Origin of the sequence: Methylobacterium sp. 1973, from assembly GCF_040545035.1 — a bacterium.
Classification (GTDB): domain Bacteria; phylum Pseudomonadota; class Alphaproteobacteria; order Rhizobiales; family Beijerinckiaceae; genus Methylobacterium; species Methylobacterium fujisawaense.
In genome coordinates, this window is record NZ_JBEPLA010000012.1 from 127086 (window position 1) to 144090 (window position 17005).

A 17005-nucleotide genomic window follows, 5' to 3' on the forward strand; every position below is an offset into this window, starting at 1 on the left:
CGCACGGGAGAGGGGGCCCGCGGCTCGGCCTCAAAGCGTGCCGCGCAGTCATGATCGGCCGGACCGCTGAGCGATCCGGCCGGCGTGCAGACATCCCGGTTGCGGGCTTCAGGGGCCCGCCGCCCTCACTTCTTCTTCTTGATGCCGCTCTGCGGGTTGAGGCTGCCGATGTTGCCGCTCTCGCTTCCGGCCGCCGGGTCGATGACGGCGTTGACCAGAGCCGGGCGGCCCGAGTTCATCGCCTCGTTGACCGCGCGGGTCAGCTCGTCCGGCGTGGTGACGTGGTAGCCGACGCCACCGAAGGCTTCCATCATCTTGTCGTAGCGGGAATCCGGCACGAACACCGTCGTGGCGGGATCGCGGCCGGTCGGATCCGTGTCGGTGCCGCGGTAGATGCCGTTGTTGTTGAACACGACGATGCAGACCGGGAGCCCGTACCGGCAGATGGTCTCGACCTCCATGCCGGAGAAGCCGAAGGCGCTGTCGCCTTCGACGCACAGGACCGGCTTGCCGGTCTCGACCGCCGCCGCGACCGCGAAGCCCATGCCGATGCCCATGATGCCCCAGGTGCCGACATCCAGGCGCTTGCGCGGCTGGTACATGTCGATGATGCCCCGGGCGAGGTCGAGGGTGTTGGCGCCCTCGTTGACCAGGATCGCGTCCGGCCGCTCCTTGACGATGGTGCGGAGCGCACCGAGCGCCGCGTGGAAGTTCATCGGCGAGGCGTTGCTCATGAGCTTCGGCGCCATCTTGGCGACGTTGGCCTCGCGCTTGGTCTTGAGCGTCTCGATCCAGTCGGAGGGAGGCTGCTGCCAGCCCTGGCCCATGCCGTCGAGCAGCGCCTGCACGCAGGACGCGATGTCGCCGACCACCGGCGCGACGATCTCGACGTTCGAATCCATCTCGCGGGGTTCGATGTCGATCTGGATGAAGTTGGTCGAACCGGGCTCGCCCCAGCTCTTGCCCTTGCCGTGCGACAGCAGCCAGTTCAGCCGGGCGCCGATCAGCAGCACCACGTCCGAGTCCTTCAGCGCCGTCGAGCGCGCCGCGCCGGCCGAGAGCGGGTGGGTGTCGGGCAGGAGGCCCTTGGCCATGCTCATCGGCACGTAGGGGATGCCGCTGGTCTCCACGAGGCTGCGGATCGCCGCGTCGGCCTGGGCGTAGGCGGCGCCCTTGCCGAGCACGATCAGCGGCCGCTTGGCGGATTTCAGGACGTCGAGCGCCCGGGCGATTGCCTCGGGGGCTGGGTGCTGGGCCGGGGCCGGATCGATCACCTTGACCAGCGACTTCTCGCCGGCCTCGGCGTCCATCACCTGGGAGAACAGCTTGGCGGGCAGGTCCAGGTAGACGCCGCCCGGCCGGCCCGAGCAGGCGGCGCGGATGGCGCGGGCGACGCCGATGCCGATATCGGCCGCATGCAGAACCCGGAAGGCCGCCTTGCACAGGGGCTTGGCGATGGCGAGCTGGTCCATCTCCTCATAGTCGCCCTGCTGCAGGTCGACGATCTCGCGCTCGGAGGAACCCGAGATCAGGATCATCGGAAAGCAATTGGTGGTGGCGTTGGCGAGGGCGGTCAGGCCGTTCAGGAAGCCCGGGGCCGAGACCGTGAGGCAGATGCCCGGCTTCTGGGTAAGGAAGCCCGCGATCGCCGCGGCGTTGCCGGCGTGCTGCTCGTGGCGGAACGAGATCACCCGCATCCCCTCGGCCTGGGCCATGCGGCCGAGATCGGTGATCGGGATGCCCGGGACACCGTAGATCGTCTCGATGCCGTTGAGCTTGAGCGCGTCGATGACGAGGTGGAAGCCGTCGGTCAGCTCGGGCTCTGCCTCGACCTCGGGGGCGGTGTGGACGATCTTGGCGAGTGCGGTCATCACGGTTTCTCCCGGAGGATCGGTATCGGTACGGGCGGCTCTGGGCGCCGGCTGGCGGGGGATCCCCCACGCTCCCGGAGGAGGGGAGGGCGGGAGATCCGTGAAGGCTGGGCGTCGCTCGGGCGACGTCGTGGAGCGGGGGCTGCTCAGGCCGCCCGGATCGGATGGGCGCCGAGCGCCGCGGGATGCTCCTCCGCGGCGAGGTAGCGGGCCCGCATCGGGCGCAGGACGAACATCGCCATCGCCGCCGCCGTCACGTTGAGCACGATGATCAGCGTGAACACCGCCGACCAGCCGTAGGCCGCCGACAGGAGGCTGGCGAAGGGGACGAGGAACGCCGCGGTGCCCTTGGCGGTGTAGAGCAGGCCGGCATTGCTGGCGGCGTACTTGGAGCCGAACGTGTCGCCGCAGGTCGCCGGGAACAGCGAGTAGATCTCGCCGAACACCCCGAAATACACCGCGGTGGCCAGCACGAAGACCATCGGGATGTGACCGTAGGTCAGCAGCACGATCACCGCCAGCGCCGCCGTCGAGAAGGCGATGAACATCGTGTTCTCGCGGCCGATGTTGTCGGAGACGTAGCCGAAGAACGGCCGCCCGAACCCGTCGAAGATCCGGTCGAGCGAGATCGCCAGCGTCAGCGCCGCCATCTGGAGGCCGAACAGGCTCACCGGCACGCCGGCCACCTGGAAGTCGTGGGCGATCGGGGCGATCTGCGCCGCCGCCATCAGGCCGCCGGAGGCGACCATCACGAACATGGCGTACATCACCCAGAAGACCGGGGTGCGCACCGCCTCGCGGGGGCTGCGGTCGACCTTGGTCTGCGGCAGGCGGGTGCTCTTGCGCTGGACCGGCGAGTTGGTCGACGGCTTGCGCAGCAGGAAGGCGAGCGCGAGGACCACGGCGCCCTGACCGATGCCGAAATACAGGAAGGCGTCCTGGTAACCGCTCGACGCGATCATGCGGGCGATCGGCACCACCGTGATGGCGGCACCCGCGCCGAAGCCGGCCGCGGTGGCACCGGCGGCGAGGCCGCGGCGATGCGGGAACCACTTGAGCGCGTTGCCCACGCAGGTGCCGTAGACCGAGCCCGCACCGATGCCGGCGATGACGGCGCCGAGATAGAGCATCGCCAGGCTGTCGGCGTAGGCGTTGATCGTCCAGGCGAGGGCGATCATCACGCCGCCGAACGCGACCACAATCTTCGGGCCGTAGCGGTCGACGAACCACGCCTCGACCGGGACCAGCCACGTCTCGGTGGCGACGAACAGCGTGAAGGCGAGCTGGATCGCCGCGCGTCCCCAGTGGTAGCGCTGGTCGATCGGGTCCACGAACAACGTCCAACCGTATTGGAGGTTGGCGATCATGGCCATGCAGATCACGCCGAAGGCGAGCTGCCACCATTTCGCCGACGGCGAATCCTGGCGTTCCATCCCTGAGCCTCTCTCTTGGGCGGCGCGGCCTTGCTGTGGCGGCGTCTCTCGTGCACCGACGATCATGCACATCCGTTCTAGGTATGCAATATACCAGCCTGAGACGGACGGGATGAACTGTCAGGGCGGCGATATTATTCCGTTTGCCCCGACGGAGAAATCGGGCCCCAGGCACCGAGCGTCGGCGCGTCGGTCGGGTGCAGCGTTTCATCGAGCGTGGGAATCGCGGTCGGATCGGCCGGGAAGCCGATGACCGCGCAGGCCGCCTCCCAGTCCGGACCCGCCTTCACCGCCGCCAGGGTGGCTGGATGCAGCGCGGTGATCCGTCCGCGATCGAGGCGCAGGATGGCACGGCCGGTCTCGGCCTGAACGAAGCGGACGATCGCCATCCGGCGCAGGCATTCGCGCAGGAAGGTGGTGTTGGCGGATGCCGAAAGGTCGGCGCCCTTGAACACCGCCTCGGGACTGCGGGCGAAGATGTCGACCTTCCGAAACCGGTCGATGTCGATCAGCCCTTTCACGTCGAGGATGTTGAGGATCCCGTCGGCCCAGAACGCGATGGTGCGCGGGCGCTCGCCCAGCGGCACGCTGTTGTCGAGGAACTCGCAGACCACCTGCTTGTCGCGCGAGAGCGCCCAGTTGAAGAACAGGCGCGGCATGCCGGTATAGGCCTCGACGTTGTGCGCCAGCAGGTCCTCCACCGCCTTGTAGCGGCCGAACATCTCACCCCGCTTCCATGCCCGCTCGACGGTGTCGGCCGGGGGCGTGACCATGAACTGCATGTAGACCCGGTCGCCGAACCGGGTGAGCAATTGCCCGCCGCCGTCAGAGCCGGCCTCGGCCTGGAAGCTGTCGAACCGAAACCGGTCGATGAGCAGGTTCGAGATCCGCCGCTCGGCCGCCTTGCGGGTGACGTAGCGGTCGAGCTTCATGTCGATGATCTCGACCTCGTAGCCCGTCAGCGTCCCGGCATAGCGGGAGGCCTTGCCCAGGCTGTCGTAGTCGAGGAGGTACTTGCGCCAGACGTCGGGTGTGATCACCGCGAAGTCCGACCACGCCATGCCGAGACGTCTGGCGAGGCCGAGCTGGTAGGGACGGATCGTGCTCTTGCCGGAGGCCGAGGCCCCTTTCACGTTCATCACCACCGGGAAGTCCTGCGGCGCCAGCCGGCGATAGCCATGCGCCTCCACCACTGCGGCGATCCAGGGCTCGATCAGCTCGCCGATGCGGCGGCTGCCGTAGCCGTTCGAGACCAGCGTACCGGCGATGGTCCGCATCAGGGATCCGTCGCGGATCAAGGTGTTCTGCCGCGCGATAAGGCCGGACACCACGCTGCGCAGGGCCTCGCAGGCGGCGATCTCCAGGCCGTCGCCGGATTCGGCGGCGCGCCGCTGCCAAGTCTCGAGATGGCGCAGGGACCGGGTCGCGAGATCCTCGCGCGGGGCCACGACCGCCGGGGGGCGGCGTCCGAGGAGCCTATCGAGCCAGCGCGGCTCGGGCGGCGGCGGGGCCGGCGCCTCGTCGAGGATGGCGGCGACCTCACGATCGAGCAGCGCGTCGGCCTCGGCGCGGATCTGGGCGAGGGCTGCTTCGATCTCACTGAGGCGGGGCTCGATGCCCTCGCGCAGGATTGTGGACACGATGGCCCGGAAGTTCACGCCGAGATCGGCATAGACCGCACCGACCGGCACGGACAGGTCCGACATCACGCGGATCAGCACCTCGTGGACGACGAGGCGGCGGGCCCGGAACCGGCTGAGCTGGCGGGCCGGCAGTCCGCAGAGGTCGCTCAGATCCAGGGCGTCGCGCAGCGGCGTCTCGACGTGCTCGGACCGGTAGACGGTCACCAGCGGCAGGAAGGCGGACGGCAGATCGGACCGGACGCCGGGGTTCCACGGGCCGATGATGGCCGCATCGGGAACCTGTCCCGCCGCGGCGGTCACGGGCGCAACCGCCGTGGCACGACGCGGTCTGTCCGATCGATCCCTCTTATCCTGAGGTGCTGTCCAGCAGCCTCGCAGGCGCGGTCCAGGGATCGCGCGGCCGTCCGGAGGCCTCCTGCGAGGCCTCCGTTGCGCTGCGCCATTTCACGATGCGGGGATGGGTTGGACGTGCGGGTGCCGCGCCGAGGGTGCGAGCCAAGCCTGCTCGACCCCCGTGCCATGAGTTCGAACTGGCGAGACGCCTTAAAAGATCTTCTGGAACCAGCCATGGGCGTCATTGGTGTTGCCCCGCTGGATGTCCACCAGAAGGCTCCGCAGCCGCTGGGCCACCGGACCGGCCTTGCCGTTCCCGATCGTGAAGCTCTCCTCGCGGCCCTTCACGGTGCCGATCGGCGTGATCACCGCGGCGGTCCCGCAGGCGAAGGCCTCGGTCAGGCGGCCCTCCCGCACGTCGGTGCGCCACGCGTCGATCGTGTAGGGCTCCTCCTTCACGGTCAGGCCGGCTTCCCGCGCCAGGGTTATGACCGAGTCGCGGGTGATGCCGTGCAGGATGCTGTCCGAGAGCGGCGGCGTCACCAGCGTGCCGTCCTCGAAGACGAAGAACACGTTCATGCCGCCGAGTTCCTCGATGTAGCGGCGCTCAACCGCGTCGAGGAAGACGACCTGCTCGCAGCCCTGGGCCGCGGCCTCGGATTGCGGGGCGAGGCTCGCCGCGTAGTTGCCCCCGCACTTGGCCGCGCCGGTGCCGCCCGGGGCGGCCCGCGTGTAATGCTCCGAAACCCAGACCGTGACGGTGCTGTTCGGGTCCTTGAAGTACGAGCCCACCGCCGACGCGATGGTGATGAACAGGTATTCGGAGGCCGGCCGGACGCCCAGGAACGCCTCGGTGGCGATCATGAATGGCCGGAGATAGAGGCTACCGTCGGGCGTGTCGGGGATCCAGGCGCGGTCGATCTCGACGAGCTTGCGCACCGCGTCGACGAAGGCATCCTCCGGAAACGGTGGGATCGCCAGGCGCTCGGCCGAGTGCCGGAAGCGACGCGCATTGGCGTCGGGCCGGAACAGGGCGGCGCCGCCATCGGCAGTGCGGTAGGCCTTGAGGCCCTCGAAAATCTCCTGCGCGTAGTGCAGCACCGCGGAGGCGGGATCGAGGGGAATTGCCTCGCGGGCCTGGATCCGCGCATCGTGCCAGCCGCGACCGGCCGTGTAGCGCGCCACCACCATGTGGTCGGTGAACACCTTGCCGAAGCCAGGATTCGCCATCAGCGCGGCCCGCTCCTCGGCGGTCCGCGGGGCGGGATGACTTTGGATCTCGAACGTCAGGTCGCTCACGGTCTGGTCCTTATCGACTGAGGCCCTTATGGCGCGCTCCGGCGCGCGAATCTACGGAGCCGGCGCATGACGGTGTCACCGCACATGCGCGTTATTCGGCGGTCGCGGGCTCCGACAGCTGGAGCCGGTGCAAGCGTGCATAGGCGCCGCTGGCCGCGAGCAGGGCGTCGTGCCGTCCGGTCTCGATCACGCGGCCCGATTCCATCACGGCGATCTGATCGGCGTCGCGCACCGTCGAGAGGCGATGGGCGATCACCAGGGTGGTGCGGCCCCGCATCAGCCGGGTCAGCGCCTCCTGGACCAGACGCTCCGATTCGGAATCGAGGGCCGAGGTCGCCTCGTCGAGGAGCAGGATCGGCGCGTCCTTCAGGAAGGCGCGCGCCAGCGCCACCCGCTGCCGCTCGCCGCCGGACAGTCGGCCGCCGCCGGGCCCGACACGGAAGTCGTAGCCCTCCGGGAGGGCCGCGACGAAGTCGTGGGCCGCGGCGGCGCGGGCGGCCGCCTCGATCTCCGCAGGCGACGCCCCGGGCCGGCCGAAGCCGATATTCCGCGCGATCGTGTCGTCGAACAGGACCACCTCCTGCGACACCACCGCCACCGCCGCGCGCAGGGACGCGAGGGTCACCGCGCGGACGTCCTGTCCGTCGATGGTCACGCGGCCTTCGGTCACGTCGTAGAGCCGCGGGACGAGGTTGAGCAGCGAGGATTTCCCGGAGCCTGAGCGTCCGACCAGGGCCGTGACCGAGCCCGCCGGGACCGTCAGATCGATCCCCTCCAGGGCCGGCGCATCCGGCCGGTAGCGGAACCGCACGCCGTCGAAGCGGATCGTCCCGGCGGACACGGTGAGCGGCCGCGCGTCGGGCGCCTCGCGTATCTCCGGCGCCTCGTCCATGACGTCGAAGTAGCGCCTGAGGGCGGCGGCCGCCTCCTGCAGGATGGCGTTGAGGTTCCCCAGCGCCCGGGCCGGCTGCGCGGCGAGCAGCAGCGCCGCCACGTAGCCGGTGAAGTCGCCCACCGTCTTCTCCCCCGCCAGCACCCGTTGCCCGACCAGTACGAGCACCCCCGCCACCGCGATGCCGCCCCCGATCTCCAGCAGCGGGTCGAGACGGCCGCGGGCATTGGCGGCTTTCATCTTGAGGCGGCGCACCTCGTCGAGGGCCTGCGCGGCGCGGCCCTTGAGGTAGGCCTCCATGGCGTAGGTCTTGGCGACCCGGACCCCCTGGAGGCTTTCGGAAATGAGGCTGGCGGTGGCTCCCATCTGCTCCTGCGTCGAGGTCGAGACCCGCCTGAGCTTCTTCCCGATCCGCCCGATCGGTCCGGCCACGAACGGCACCGTGACGCCGGCCACCAGAGTCAGCACCGGATCCATCCAGATCAGCGCCGCCACGAGGCCGATCAGCATGGCGATGTCGCGCAGGAGCACCGTCGAGATGCGGGTCAGCGCTTCCTTGATGAAGGCGAAATCGGTGGTGAAGCGCTGGGTCAGCGCCGCCGGGCTCTCGCGGCCGAGCTGGGCGAGATCGGACTCGATCAGGTGCCCGTAGAGCGCCGCCTGCATGTCGGCCTCGACCCGGGTGACCACCCTGTTCGTCAGAACGGTCTGGCCATAGAGCGCGAAGCCGCGCGTGGCGGTGACGACGATCACCACCAGCGGCCCGTAGGCGATGGCCGCCGCATCCTTCCGGTCGAAGGCGTCGAAGGCGGCCTTGATCAGCGCCGGGTAGAGGCCGGTCGAGGCGCCCACCAGCGCGATCAGCACCAGCACAACGGCAAGGGTGGCCCGGTGCGGGTACAGCCAGGTGCGCCAGAGGCGCGCGAGGAGGGGAGCCGTGTCGCCGCGGAGGCGCGCCATGAAACCTACCAGGTCGGATCAGCGCCGGCCTCGGGCAGGATGCGCGGCGGCAGCGGTGTGCCGCCGCCATCGCCGCGGATCAAGGCCTTTGACTCAGCGGTCGTCGCCGTCCGGGCCGCGGCCGCCCTCCCGGCCGCCCTCCCGGCCGCGATGCCAGCCGCCGTGACCATGCCCGCCCATAGGCCGGGCGAGGATCGTTGCGCGCCGCTTCTGGTCTTGATCGAGGCTGGCGTAGAGCGGCTGGGACGCGTCGGCCAGCTTGCGTAGGGCCTCTCCACGTGCCGTCGCGGCATCTGCCATCGCCCGAAGGGCCGCTGGGGCATCGTCGCTGAACTTGGGGCGGTCGCGCATCGCCTCGCGGCGCTGCTGGCGCATCCTGGCCATGTCACGGATTGCAGCTTCCACGGGCGGCCACAGCTTCTCCTGGTCGGGGTTGAGCTTCAGGCCGGCATGCAGGGCGGCGATCCGGGCATCCGTGAAGGCCGCCCGATCCTCGGGCGTGAGCGCACTCCAGCGCCCGTGACCGCGGAAGCCGTCGGGTCCATGGTCGTGCGCAACGGCCGCGCTGGCGACACCCAGGCCGAGGGCCCCTGTCACCAGGATGCTCGCTCTCAAACGGCGGGACATGGAATCCTCCATCTTGACGCTCCGGACAGCGTCGGAACCCACGGGGCGCGACGCGTCCGACGCCGCGCATTGGGGACCGGGCATGTATCCCGCTTGTGTATGTAACAATGTTACATTAGTGGCAGGTGCGACCGAAGGCGCGGGAAGGTGGAAGGGTGCGGGGCGTGGCAACAACATTCCGGATCGCGGCGCTCGCGGTCCTGTCCGTCTGGCTCGGACTTGGGGTGCCGGCGGTGGCCACCACGCAGACCGTCCCGATCCGGGCGGTTGCGAGCTTCTCGATCCTGGGCGATCTCGTCCGGCAGATCGGCGGTGCGTCCGTGACGGTGACCACCCTGGTCGGACCCGATTCCGACGTTCACGGCTTCAGCCCGTCGCCAGCCGACGCGCGCAAGCTCGCCGAGGCCGATATCGTGTTCGTCAACGGCCTCGGGCTGGAGGGCTGGCTCGACCGGCTGATCCGCGCCTCCGGCACGCGCGCCCCAGTGGTGACCGTCTCGACGGGCGTGTCGCCGATCCCGGCGCAGGACGAGCATGTCCACGGGGAGGGCGGTCACGGACACGGTGAGCACGCCTTCGATCCGCATGCCTGGCAGAGCATCGCCAACGTTCGGATCTACGTGGCGAACATCCGGAACGGCCTCGTGAAGGTCGATCCGGCCCATGCCGCCGCCTATCAGGAGGCCGCGGCCGCTTACCTCGCCAAGCTCGATGCCCTGGAGCGGGACGTCCGGGCAGCGATTTTCCAAATCCCGCCGGAGCGGCGGCAGATCATCACGACCCACGATGCCTTCGGTTATTTTGCGGCGGCCTACGGCCTGCGCTTCATCGCGCCGCAGGGCGTCTCCACCGACAGCGAGGCGAGCCCGCGGGACGTGGCGTCGATCATCCGCCAGATTCGCCGCGAGCGCGTACCCGCGGTGTTTCTGGAGAACATCAGCGACCCGCGCCAGATGGAGCAGATCGCCCGCGAGAGCGGCGCCCGCATCGGCGGGAAGGTCTATTCCGACGCGCTCTCCGGGGCGGACGGTCCGGCAGCGACCTATGTCGACCTGATGCGGTCGAACCTGGCGGCGTTCGACGCCGCGCTCATGCCGAAGTGACCCGATCCGACCGGCGCCGGATCGATTGCGCTGCAGCCGCTCCGCCGAGGGCTGGCCCGTGTCATGGCCGGATGCCGGCTCCGACAGGACGGGATCGAGCTTCCATCCTGACGACGTGCTCCGCGGCTGTGCCGATCCGGCCCAGGTCACGATCCGCCACGACTGGCGGTGCCGTCCTCTGTCGCCTTCACGGCGTCGGGCATGACATAGCGTAAACCGCCGGTTAAGAGGCCCCCACTAGCCTTACGAAACGGGTGCCAGCCGATCCTCGTACGCGAGGGCTCAAGGCCTTGGGGCCTTGTGAAAACGCGCAGCTCGGAGATCGCGTGGCTTGGGGGCCTGACCGCTGGCGCTTCTATCGGCTCGTCGCGCGCGAGGCTGCACGCGCGGGCCGCGCGGCCGGAGCCAGCGTCACAGCACCGCCCGACATCCTCGCCCGGATGCGGGTGACCGGACTGGTGATCGCCCCGCAGGACCTGCGGACCTCGGACGCGACCTTTGCGGACGACATCTATGCCGGGCTGTTCGTCTTCGCGGGCCGGTCGCTCGCGGCGAGCGGCGGCTCACCCTTCGACTACGCGGCGCCGTCGCCGGAATGGGCTGACGAACTCTACGGCTTCGGCTGGCTGCGCCACCTGCGCGCCGCCGACACCGCCCTCGCCAGGGCCAATGCCCGCGCCTTCGTGGCCGATTTCATCGCGGGCCGGGGGGACGCGGCGCTCGCCCGGCAGACGCCGGTGGCGGCCCGCCGGTTGATCTCGTTCCTGTGCCAGTCGCCCCTCGTGCTGGAGGGGGCCGATCACGGCTTTTACCAAAACTTCCTCAAGGCGATCGGACGCAACGCGCAGCAACTTGAGCGCGATCTGCGGCGGGGCGTGCCACCGCAATGGCGCCTGAACGCCGCCGTGGCGCTCTGTTACGCCGGCCTGTGCTGCGACGGCATTCAGCCGATCCTGCGTCGAGCGACCCGGATTCTGACGCGGGAGCTCGACCGCCAGATCCTGACCGATGGTGGCCACCGGTCCCGCGACCCGCGCTTCGCCATGGATCTGCTCCTCGACCTCCTGCCCCTGCGCCAGAGCTACCTCAGCCGCAGCGTCGAGCCGCCGATGGCGCTGCTGCGGGCCGTCGACCGGATGTTGCCGCTGCTGCGACTCCTGCGCCACCCGGACGCCTCGCTGAGCCACTTCAACGGCATGGGCGCCACGGATGCGGACCACCTCGCGACCCTGCTGGTCTACGACGGCGCGCTCGCCCGGCCGCTGATGCACGCGCCGAACTCGGGCTACGAGCGCCTGGAAGGCGGCCGGGTCGTGATCGTGGCCGATGTCGGTGCGTGCCCGCCGCTGCCCTACTCGGTGAATGCCGGGGCCGGCTGCCTCGCCTTCGAGATGTCGAGCGGCCCCCAGCGCATCGTGGTCAATTGCGGCCTGCCGGCCAGCGGGGCGGATCTGCGCCTCCTCGCCCGTTCGACGCCGGCCCACTCGACGGCCTCGGTCGCCCACAGCTCGTCGTGCCGGTTCCTCACCCGTACCGGGTGGTGGGGCGAACGGCTCCTGGCCGATTGGCTGATTCGCCGGCGCGGGCCCGTGGTGCTGAGCGGGCCCTCGGCGGTGGCCGCCGAGCGCGCCGAGGAGGCCGACAGCGTCGTCCTCGCGGCCCGGCACAACGGCTACGCGCCCGATTTCGGTATCGTGCACGAGCGCCGCTGGCAGCTGTTCCACGCGTCGGTGCGGCTGGAGGGCCGCGACGCCTTCCTGCGCCAGGGCAAGGCGCAAAGCCGGGGGCGGCGGTTGCGCCCGCAGGATGTGGCGATCCGCTTCCATCTCCATCCCGGCATCGCGGTGCGCGGCATCCCGGACGGGCTCGAACTCGCCTCGGCGCTCGGCGAGGTCTGGGTGTTCCGCGCCGAGAACGCCGAGATCGCCATCGAGGAGAGCGTCTACTTCTCGGGCCTGACGGGGCCGCGCCGCACCGACCAGATAGTGCTGCACCTGCGCGTCTCCGAGGACGTGGAGGTCCGCTGGAGCTTCGAGCGTCAGGCGTCCGCACCGCTGCGCGGGGTGGCACCCTGAGGGAGCCGGCTGGCCGGGCTCACCGTTTCCATGCTACCGCGCCGGAAAATCTCGAACTTTCGGCACGAAGCTATGGCGCACGATCAGGTGCGGGTCTCCCGCGCGCTCCTCTCGGTCTCGGACAAGACCGGCCTCGTCGACTTTGCCCGGGCGCTCCACGCCCGCGGCATCGCGCTGGTCTCAACCGGGGGCACGCATCGTGCCCTGCAGGAGGCCGGCCTGCCTGTCACCGAGGTGGCCGATCTCACGGGCTTTCCGGAGATGATGGACGGCCGGGTCAAGACGCTGCACCCGGCGGTTCACGGTGGATTGCTCGCCATCCGCGACAACCCGGAGCATCAGGCCGCGCTCGCCGCCCACGGGATCGGCGCCATCGATCTGCTGGTGGTCAACCTGTACCCGTTTGAGGCCACAATCGCGGCCGACCGATCGGATGCCGACTGCATCGAGAACATCGATGTCGGCGGCCCGGCCATGATCCGTGCGGCGGCCAAGAACCACGCGGATGTGGCCGTGGTCACCGACGTGTCGGATTATGCCGGCGTGCTGGCCGCACTGGAGGCGCATGACGGCGCCCTGGGCGCGGAACTGCGCCGGAGCCTGGCGCAGAAGGCCTTTGCCCGCACCGCGGCCTACGATGCCGCCATCGCCAACTGGATGGCCGGCCGCTTCGGCACGGATGCGCCGGCGCAGTTCCGCGCCTTCGGCGGCACCCTCGGTCAGGCGCTGCGCTACGGCGAGAACCCTCATCAGGCGGCCGCCTTCTACCGCGCGCCCGGCAAGGTCCGCTCGGGTGTGGCCACCGCCCGGCAGCTCCAGGGCAAGGAGCTGTCCTACAACAACTTCAACGACACGGACGCCGCCTACGAGTGCGTGGCCGAGTTCGATCCGGCCCGGACCGCCGCCGTGGCGATCATCAAGCATGCCAATCCGTGCGGCGTCGCGGAAGGCATCAGCCTGCTCGAAGCCTACGAGCGGGCTCTGAGCTGTGACCCGACCTCGGCCTTCGGCGGCATCGTCGCCCTCAACCGGACGCTCGACGCCGAGGCGGCCAGCAGAATCGTCGAGATTTTCACCGAGGTGATCATCGCCCCGGATGCCACGCCCGAGGCCGCGGCCATCGTCGCGGGCAAGAAGAACCTGCGCCTGCTTCTGGCCGGCGGACTGCCTGACCCGCGGGCCCCCGGCGAGACCGTGCGGACGCTCGCCGGCGGTCTGCTGGTCCAGAGCCGGGATGCGGTGGTCGTCGACGACATGCCGCTCAAGGTCGTCACCAAGCGGGCGCCGAGCGAGGCCGAACTGGCCGATCTCCGGTTTGCCTATCGGGTTGCCAAGCACGTGAAGTCGAACGCCATCGTGTACGCCAAGGCCGGCGCGACGGTGGGAATCGGCGCGGGTCAGATGTCCCGGGTCGATTCCTCGCGCATCGCCGCCTGGAAGGCCGCCGAGGGCGCGAAGCGCCTCGGGCTGTCCCAGAGCCTGGCGGTCGGCTCGGTGGTGGCGTCGGACGCGTTCTTCCCGTTCGCGGACGGGCTGATGGCGGCCGCCGAAGCGGGCGCGACGGCGGTGATCCAGCCCGGCGGTTCGATGCGCGATGCGGACGTCATCGCGGCCGCCGATGCGGCCGGCCTGGCCATGGTCCTCACCGGCCACCGTCACTTCCGGCATTGATCTGGCGGGGTCGGGAGGGTCACGACGTGACGCTCCCGTGCCTCCGTGCCCCAGCACCGCCGAGAGGCCTGTCCGTCGCGCGGCGCCGCCGCGCTTCCGTTAACGATCCGCACGGATTGGAGCCGGTCGCGGCGATTTTTGTTCGGGCTGCGATGTCTCTCAGCATTGCCGTGAACAAGCGTGGCCTGTGCCGAAGCTCAGCAATGGATGTCCCGTAACGCCGAATGCTATTTTTTGAGCATTATTGCCGAACAAATACCCCCACCTTTGCGAATATGGGTGGCATCTGCGGAGCGGGTTGATATTTTCTCGGCTGCACGCCATCATTGCCCAGATGTGCGCCGGAAGCTCGTGAGAAGAACTTCCTGGAACGAATCCGGGTTGGGTGACGAGATGGTGGTCGCAGCGCTGTTGTTTCTCGTGGGAGCGCTGATCGGCCGCTCCTATTCGGTGATGATCATCGCCATGACCTCATCGGTGGTCATGTTCACTGCGATGACCATTTTCATGTCCGTTTACGGCCTCGACCTGCTGCACGTTCTGATTATGCTGGGATATCTGACGGCCCATCAGGCGGGATATCTGCTCGGCGCCTATCTCACCGACTATCCCGAGAACAATCGCGGGCTGTAACCAGCGTCACCACCACCAAACCAGCCGCCCGGCGAGGGTGTTGATCAGCGCCCACAAGCCCAGAGCTACGGCCATCCAGATAATTAAAAGTAGAAGATGCAGCTTCCGATGAGGCTGACGGCGCAAATGTGGCACGACATCGTTCACGATGGAAATCCCAGGGGCCCTGGATCGTAGGGGAACCTTATACGGCCTTGTGCCGCTAAGGTTCCGCCGGGTCGATCGGCGAAAGATTAAATTTCGGACAGTTTCCGGCGGCCGGCAGGTTTGTTGGACGACCGGCATTGGCCGAGAAACGGACTGAAAGTTGCAGTCATTGACTGCTTGCAACGTGGTGGTCAGAAATCAGGACATTCCGTGTCGGCTCGCCGTTTCGACGGTGATGGTTCCGTCTGCCGTCGATACTTGAGATCTCTGTATAGGATCCGCCGCAACGCAATCCGTGACAGACCGCACGGATTGCGATTCCGCCGTCGCGTTGCGGGTTCGACACAAGCCGAGACGGCCCGGCCCGCCTTGCGGCCACGACCCGGCACGGGTCCGTGCCCGGCGGCCCTCTGCCCGAAGGGGCGCGGACATCTCTGTGGAAATGGAAACGCCCAGGCAGTGGGAACTGCCTGGGCGTCGTCGACGCGTGGTTCGTTTGGCCGGTTTGCGCCGCTCAGGTATCCGCGAAGATGTCGCGATCCTTGGTCTCCGGCACGAAGAGGATGCCGATGATCACGGTCGCGACCGCGATGACGATCGGGTACCAGAGGCCGAAATAGATGTCGCCGGTCTGAGCCACCATGGCGAAGGCGGTCGCCGGCAGCAGGCCGCCGAACCAGCCGTTGCCGATATGGTAGGGCAGCGACATCGAGGTGTACCGGATCCGGGTCGGGAACAACTCCACCAGCATGGCGGCGATCGGGCCGTAGACCATCGTGACGAAGAGCACGAGGATGAACAGCAGGCCGATCACCTGCGCGACCTGCGGCCGGAAGATGTCGAACGGATTCGACATCTTGACGATCTCAGGGTCACCCGCCTTCGGGTAGCCCGCGGCCTGGAGTGCCGCGGTCGTGGCCTTGTTGGCCTCGACGTTGCCCCCCTGCGGATAGGGGATCTCCGTATCGTTGACCCGGATGGTCGTGGGCTGTCCGGCCGCCCCGGCAGCGGTGGTGTAGCGCACCGACGACTTCGACAGGAAGTCGCGGGCGAGGTCACAGGGCGCGGTGAACACCCGGGTTCCGACCGGGTTGAACAGGTTTCCGCAGGCCGCCGGATCGGCCGTCACCGTCACCTTCACGTTCTCGATCGCCGCCTCGAGCTTCGGGTTGGCCGTGGAGGTGATGCCCTTGAAGATCGGGAAGAACGTCGCCGCCGCGATGGCGCAGCCCGCCAGGATGATGACCTTGCGGCCGATCTTGTCGGACAGCCAGCCGAAGACCACGAAGAAGCCGGTGCCGAGAAGCAGCGACCACGCGATCAGCAGGTTAGCGGTATAGCCGTCGACCTTGAGAATCGATTGCAGGAAGAACAGCGCGTAGAACTGGCCCGTGTACCAGACCACACCCTGACCGGCGACGAGGCCGAACAGGGCGATGATCGCGAACTTCGCATTGCGCCACCGGCCGAAGGCCTCGGTGAGCGGTGCCTTCGAGGTCTTGCCCTCGTCCTTCATCCGCTGGAAGGCCGGAGATTCCGACAGCTGGAGGCGGATCCAGACCGAGATGCCGAGCAGGAGCACCGAGACCAGGAACGGGATGCGCCAGCCCCACTCGGCGAAGGCGGCCTCGCCGGTGAAGGTCCGGGTCGCGAGGATCACGAGGAGCGACAGGAACAGGCCCAGGGTCGCGGTCGTCTGGATCCAGCTCGTATAGAACCCGCGCCGGCCGTTGGGCGCGTGCTCGGCGACGTAGGTTGCGGCGCCGCCATACTCGCCGCCGAGGGCGAGGCCCTGGGCGAGGCGCAGGACGATCAGGATGATCGGAGCCGCGATGCCGATGGTGGCCGCGTTGGGCAGGATGCCGACGATGAAGGTCGACAGGCCCATGATCAGGATCGTGATCAGGAACGTGTATTTGCGTCCGACGAGATCACCGATGCGGCCGAAGACCAGGGCGCCGAACGGACGGACGATGAAGCCGGCCGCGAAGGCGAGCAACGCGAAGATGTCGCGCGTGGCGGGCGGATAGGCAGAAAAGAACTGCGCGCCGATGATCGCCGCCAGAGAGCCGTACAGATAGAAATCGTACCACTCGAACACAGTACCGAGCGAGGACGCGAAGATCACCCGCTTCTCGGCCGAAGTCATCGGCCTCGCGGCGTCTCCGGCCCGCGGGATCGCGGTTGCCACAGCCATAAGACACGTCCTCCCAAACGCATATGGGCGGCCCGACGATGGGATCGCCCTTTCCCGGCCCGCTCCCGGGCGGCCCTGCGCAAAGCGCAGATCACCTATGCGTTATCTCAAGGGCGTGGCG

General features: G+C 68.8%; 11 protein-coding genes. 4 read left to right on the forward strand and 7 right to left on the reverse strand.

The annotated features are described in order from the left end of the window. Positions 1–125 precede the first annotated feature (125 nt). The 6 genes from oxc to ABIC70_RS21560 all read right to left on the reverse strand — a co-directional run bounded on the left by oxc (position 126) and on the right by ABIC70_RS21560 (position 9058). Positions 126–1871, reverse strand: coding sequence for an oxalyl-CoA decarboxylase (gene oxc / locus ABIC70_RS21535; RefSeq protein ID WP_354441049.1), 1746 nt, complete (start codon positions 1869–1871; stop codon positions 126–128). Positions 1872–2017: 146 nt separating this feature from the next. Next, on the reverse strand, positions 2018–3304 hold the full coding sequence (gene oxlT, locus ABIC70_RS21540) for an oxalate/formate MFS antiporter (RefSeq protein WP_043353715.1): 1287 nt from the start codon (positions 3302–3304) through the stop codon (positions 2018–2020). 134 nt (positions 3305–3438) lie between these two features. After that, positions 3439–5247, reverse strand: coding sequence for a DEAD/DEAH box helicase family protein (locus ABIC70_RS21545; RefSeq protein ID WP_354441051.1), 1809 nt, complete (start codon positions 5245–5247; stop codon positions 3439–3441). Between the two features lie 243 nt (positions 5248–5490). Next, positions 5491–6579, reverse strand: coding sequence for a branched-chain amino acid aminotransferase (locus ABIC70_RS21550; RefSeq protein WP_043353724.1), 1089 nt, complete (start codon positions 6577–6579; stop codon positions 5491–5493). A 91-nt stretch (positions 6580–6670) separates the two neighbouring features. Next, entirely contained in the window at positions 6671–8431 is a 1761-nt protein-coding gene (locus ABIC70_RS21555) for an ABC transporter ATP-binding protein (protein WP_279899729.1), read from the reverse strand. Positions 8432–8524: 93 nt separating this feature from the next. Continuing rightward, positions 8525–9058, reverse strand: coding sequence for a Spy/CpxP family protein refolding chaperone (locus ABIC70_RS21560; RefSeq protein ID WP_354441053.1), 534 nt, complete (start codon positions 9056–9058; stop codon positions 8525–8527). Between the two features lie 164 nt (positions 9059–9222). Here ABIC70_RS21560 and ABIC70_RS21565 point away from each other — a divergent pair, with 164 nt between their 5' ends. The 4 genes from ABIC70_RS21565 to ABIC70_RS21580 all read left to right on the forward strand — a co-directional run bounded on the left by ABIC70_RS21565 (position 9223) and on the right by ABIC70_RS21580 (position 14540). Further along, positions 9223–10161: a metal ABC transporter solute-binding protein, Zn/Mn family gene (locus tag ABIC70_RS21565; RefSeq protein WP_354441055.1), complete on the forward strand. Its 939-nt coding sequence runs from the start codon at positions 9223–9225 to the stop codon at positions 10159–10161. A 326-nt stretch (positions 10162–10487) separates the two neighbouring features. Continuing rightward, positions 10488–12236, forward strand: coding sequence for a heparinase II/III family protein (locus tag ABIC70_RS21570; RefSeq protein ID WP_043353729.1), 1749 nt, complete (start codon positions 10488–10490; stop codon positions 12234–12236). Positions 12237–12308: 72 nt separating this feature from the next. Beyond that, positions 12309–13907 (forward strand): bifunctional phosphoribosylaminoimidazolecarboxamide formyltransferase/IMP cyclohydrolase, encoded by a 1599-nt coding sequence (gene purH, locus ABIC70_RS21575; RefSeq protein WP_274926176.1) that lies wholly within the window; start codon positions 12309–12311, stop codon positions 13905–13907. A 180-nt stretch (positions 13908–14087) separates the two neighbouring features. Further along, entirely contained in the window at positions 14088–14540 is a 453-nt protein-coding gene (locus tag ABIC70_RS21580; RefSeq protein WP_286963388.1) for a hypothetical protein, read from the forward strand. 661 nt (positions 14541–15201) lie between these two features. Here the strand turns inward: ABIC70_RS21580 and ABIC70_RS21585 are convergent. Then, positions 15202–16836 carry an MFS transporter gene (locus tag ABIC70_RS21585; RefSeq protein ID WP_354441058.1) on the reverse strand — a complete coding sequence of 545 codons (1635 nt, stop codon included), beginning with the start codon at positions 16834–16836 and terminating at the stop codon, positions 15202–15204. Positions 16837–17005: the final 169 nt, after the last annotated feature.

Bases quoted from the DNA above. Each gene is read 5' to 3' on its own strand.
- purH (WP_274926176.1), top strand. From the start codon at position 12,309: ATGGCGCACGATCAGGTGCGGGTCTCCCGCGCGCTCCTCTCGGTCTCG.
- oxlT (WP_043353715.1), bottom strand. From the start codon at position 3,304: ATGGAACGCCAGGATTCGCCGTCGGCGAAATGGTGGCAGCTCGCCTTC.
- ABIC70_RS21560 (WP_354441053.1), bottom strand. From the start codon at position 9,058: ATGTCCCGCCGTTTGAGAGCGAGCATCCTGGTGACAGGGGCCCTCGGC.
- ABIC70_RS21585 (WP_354441058.1), bottom strand. From the start codon at position 16,836: ATGACTTCGGCCGAGAAGCGGGTGATCTTCGCGTCCTCGCTCGGTACT.
- ABIC70_RS21555 (WP_279899729.1), bottom strand. From the start codon at position 8,431: ATGGCGCGCCTCCGCGGCGACACGGCTCCCCTCCTCGCGCGCCTCTGG.
- oxc (WP_354441049.1), bottom strand. From the start codon at position 1,871: ATGACCGCACTCGCCAAGATCGTCCACACCGCCCCCGAGGTCGAGGCA.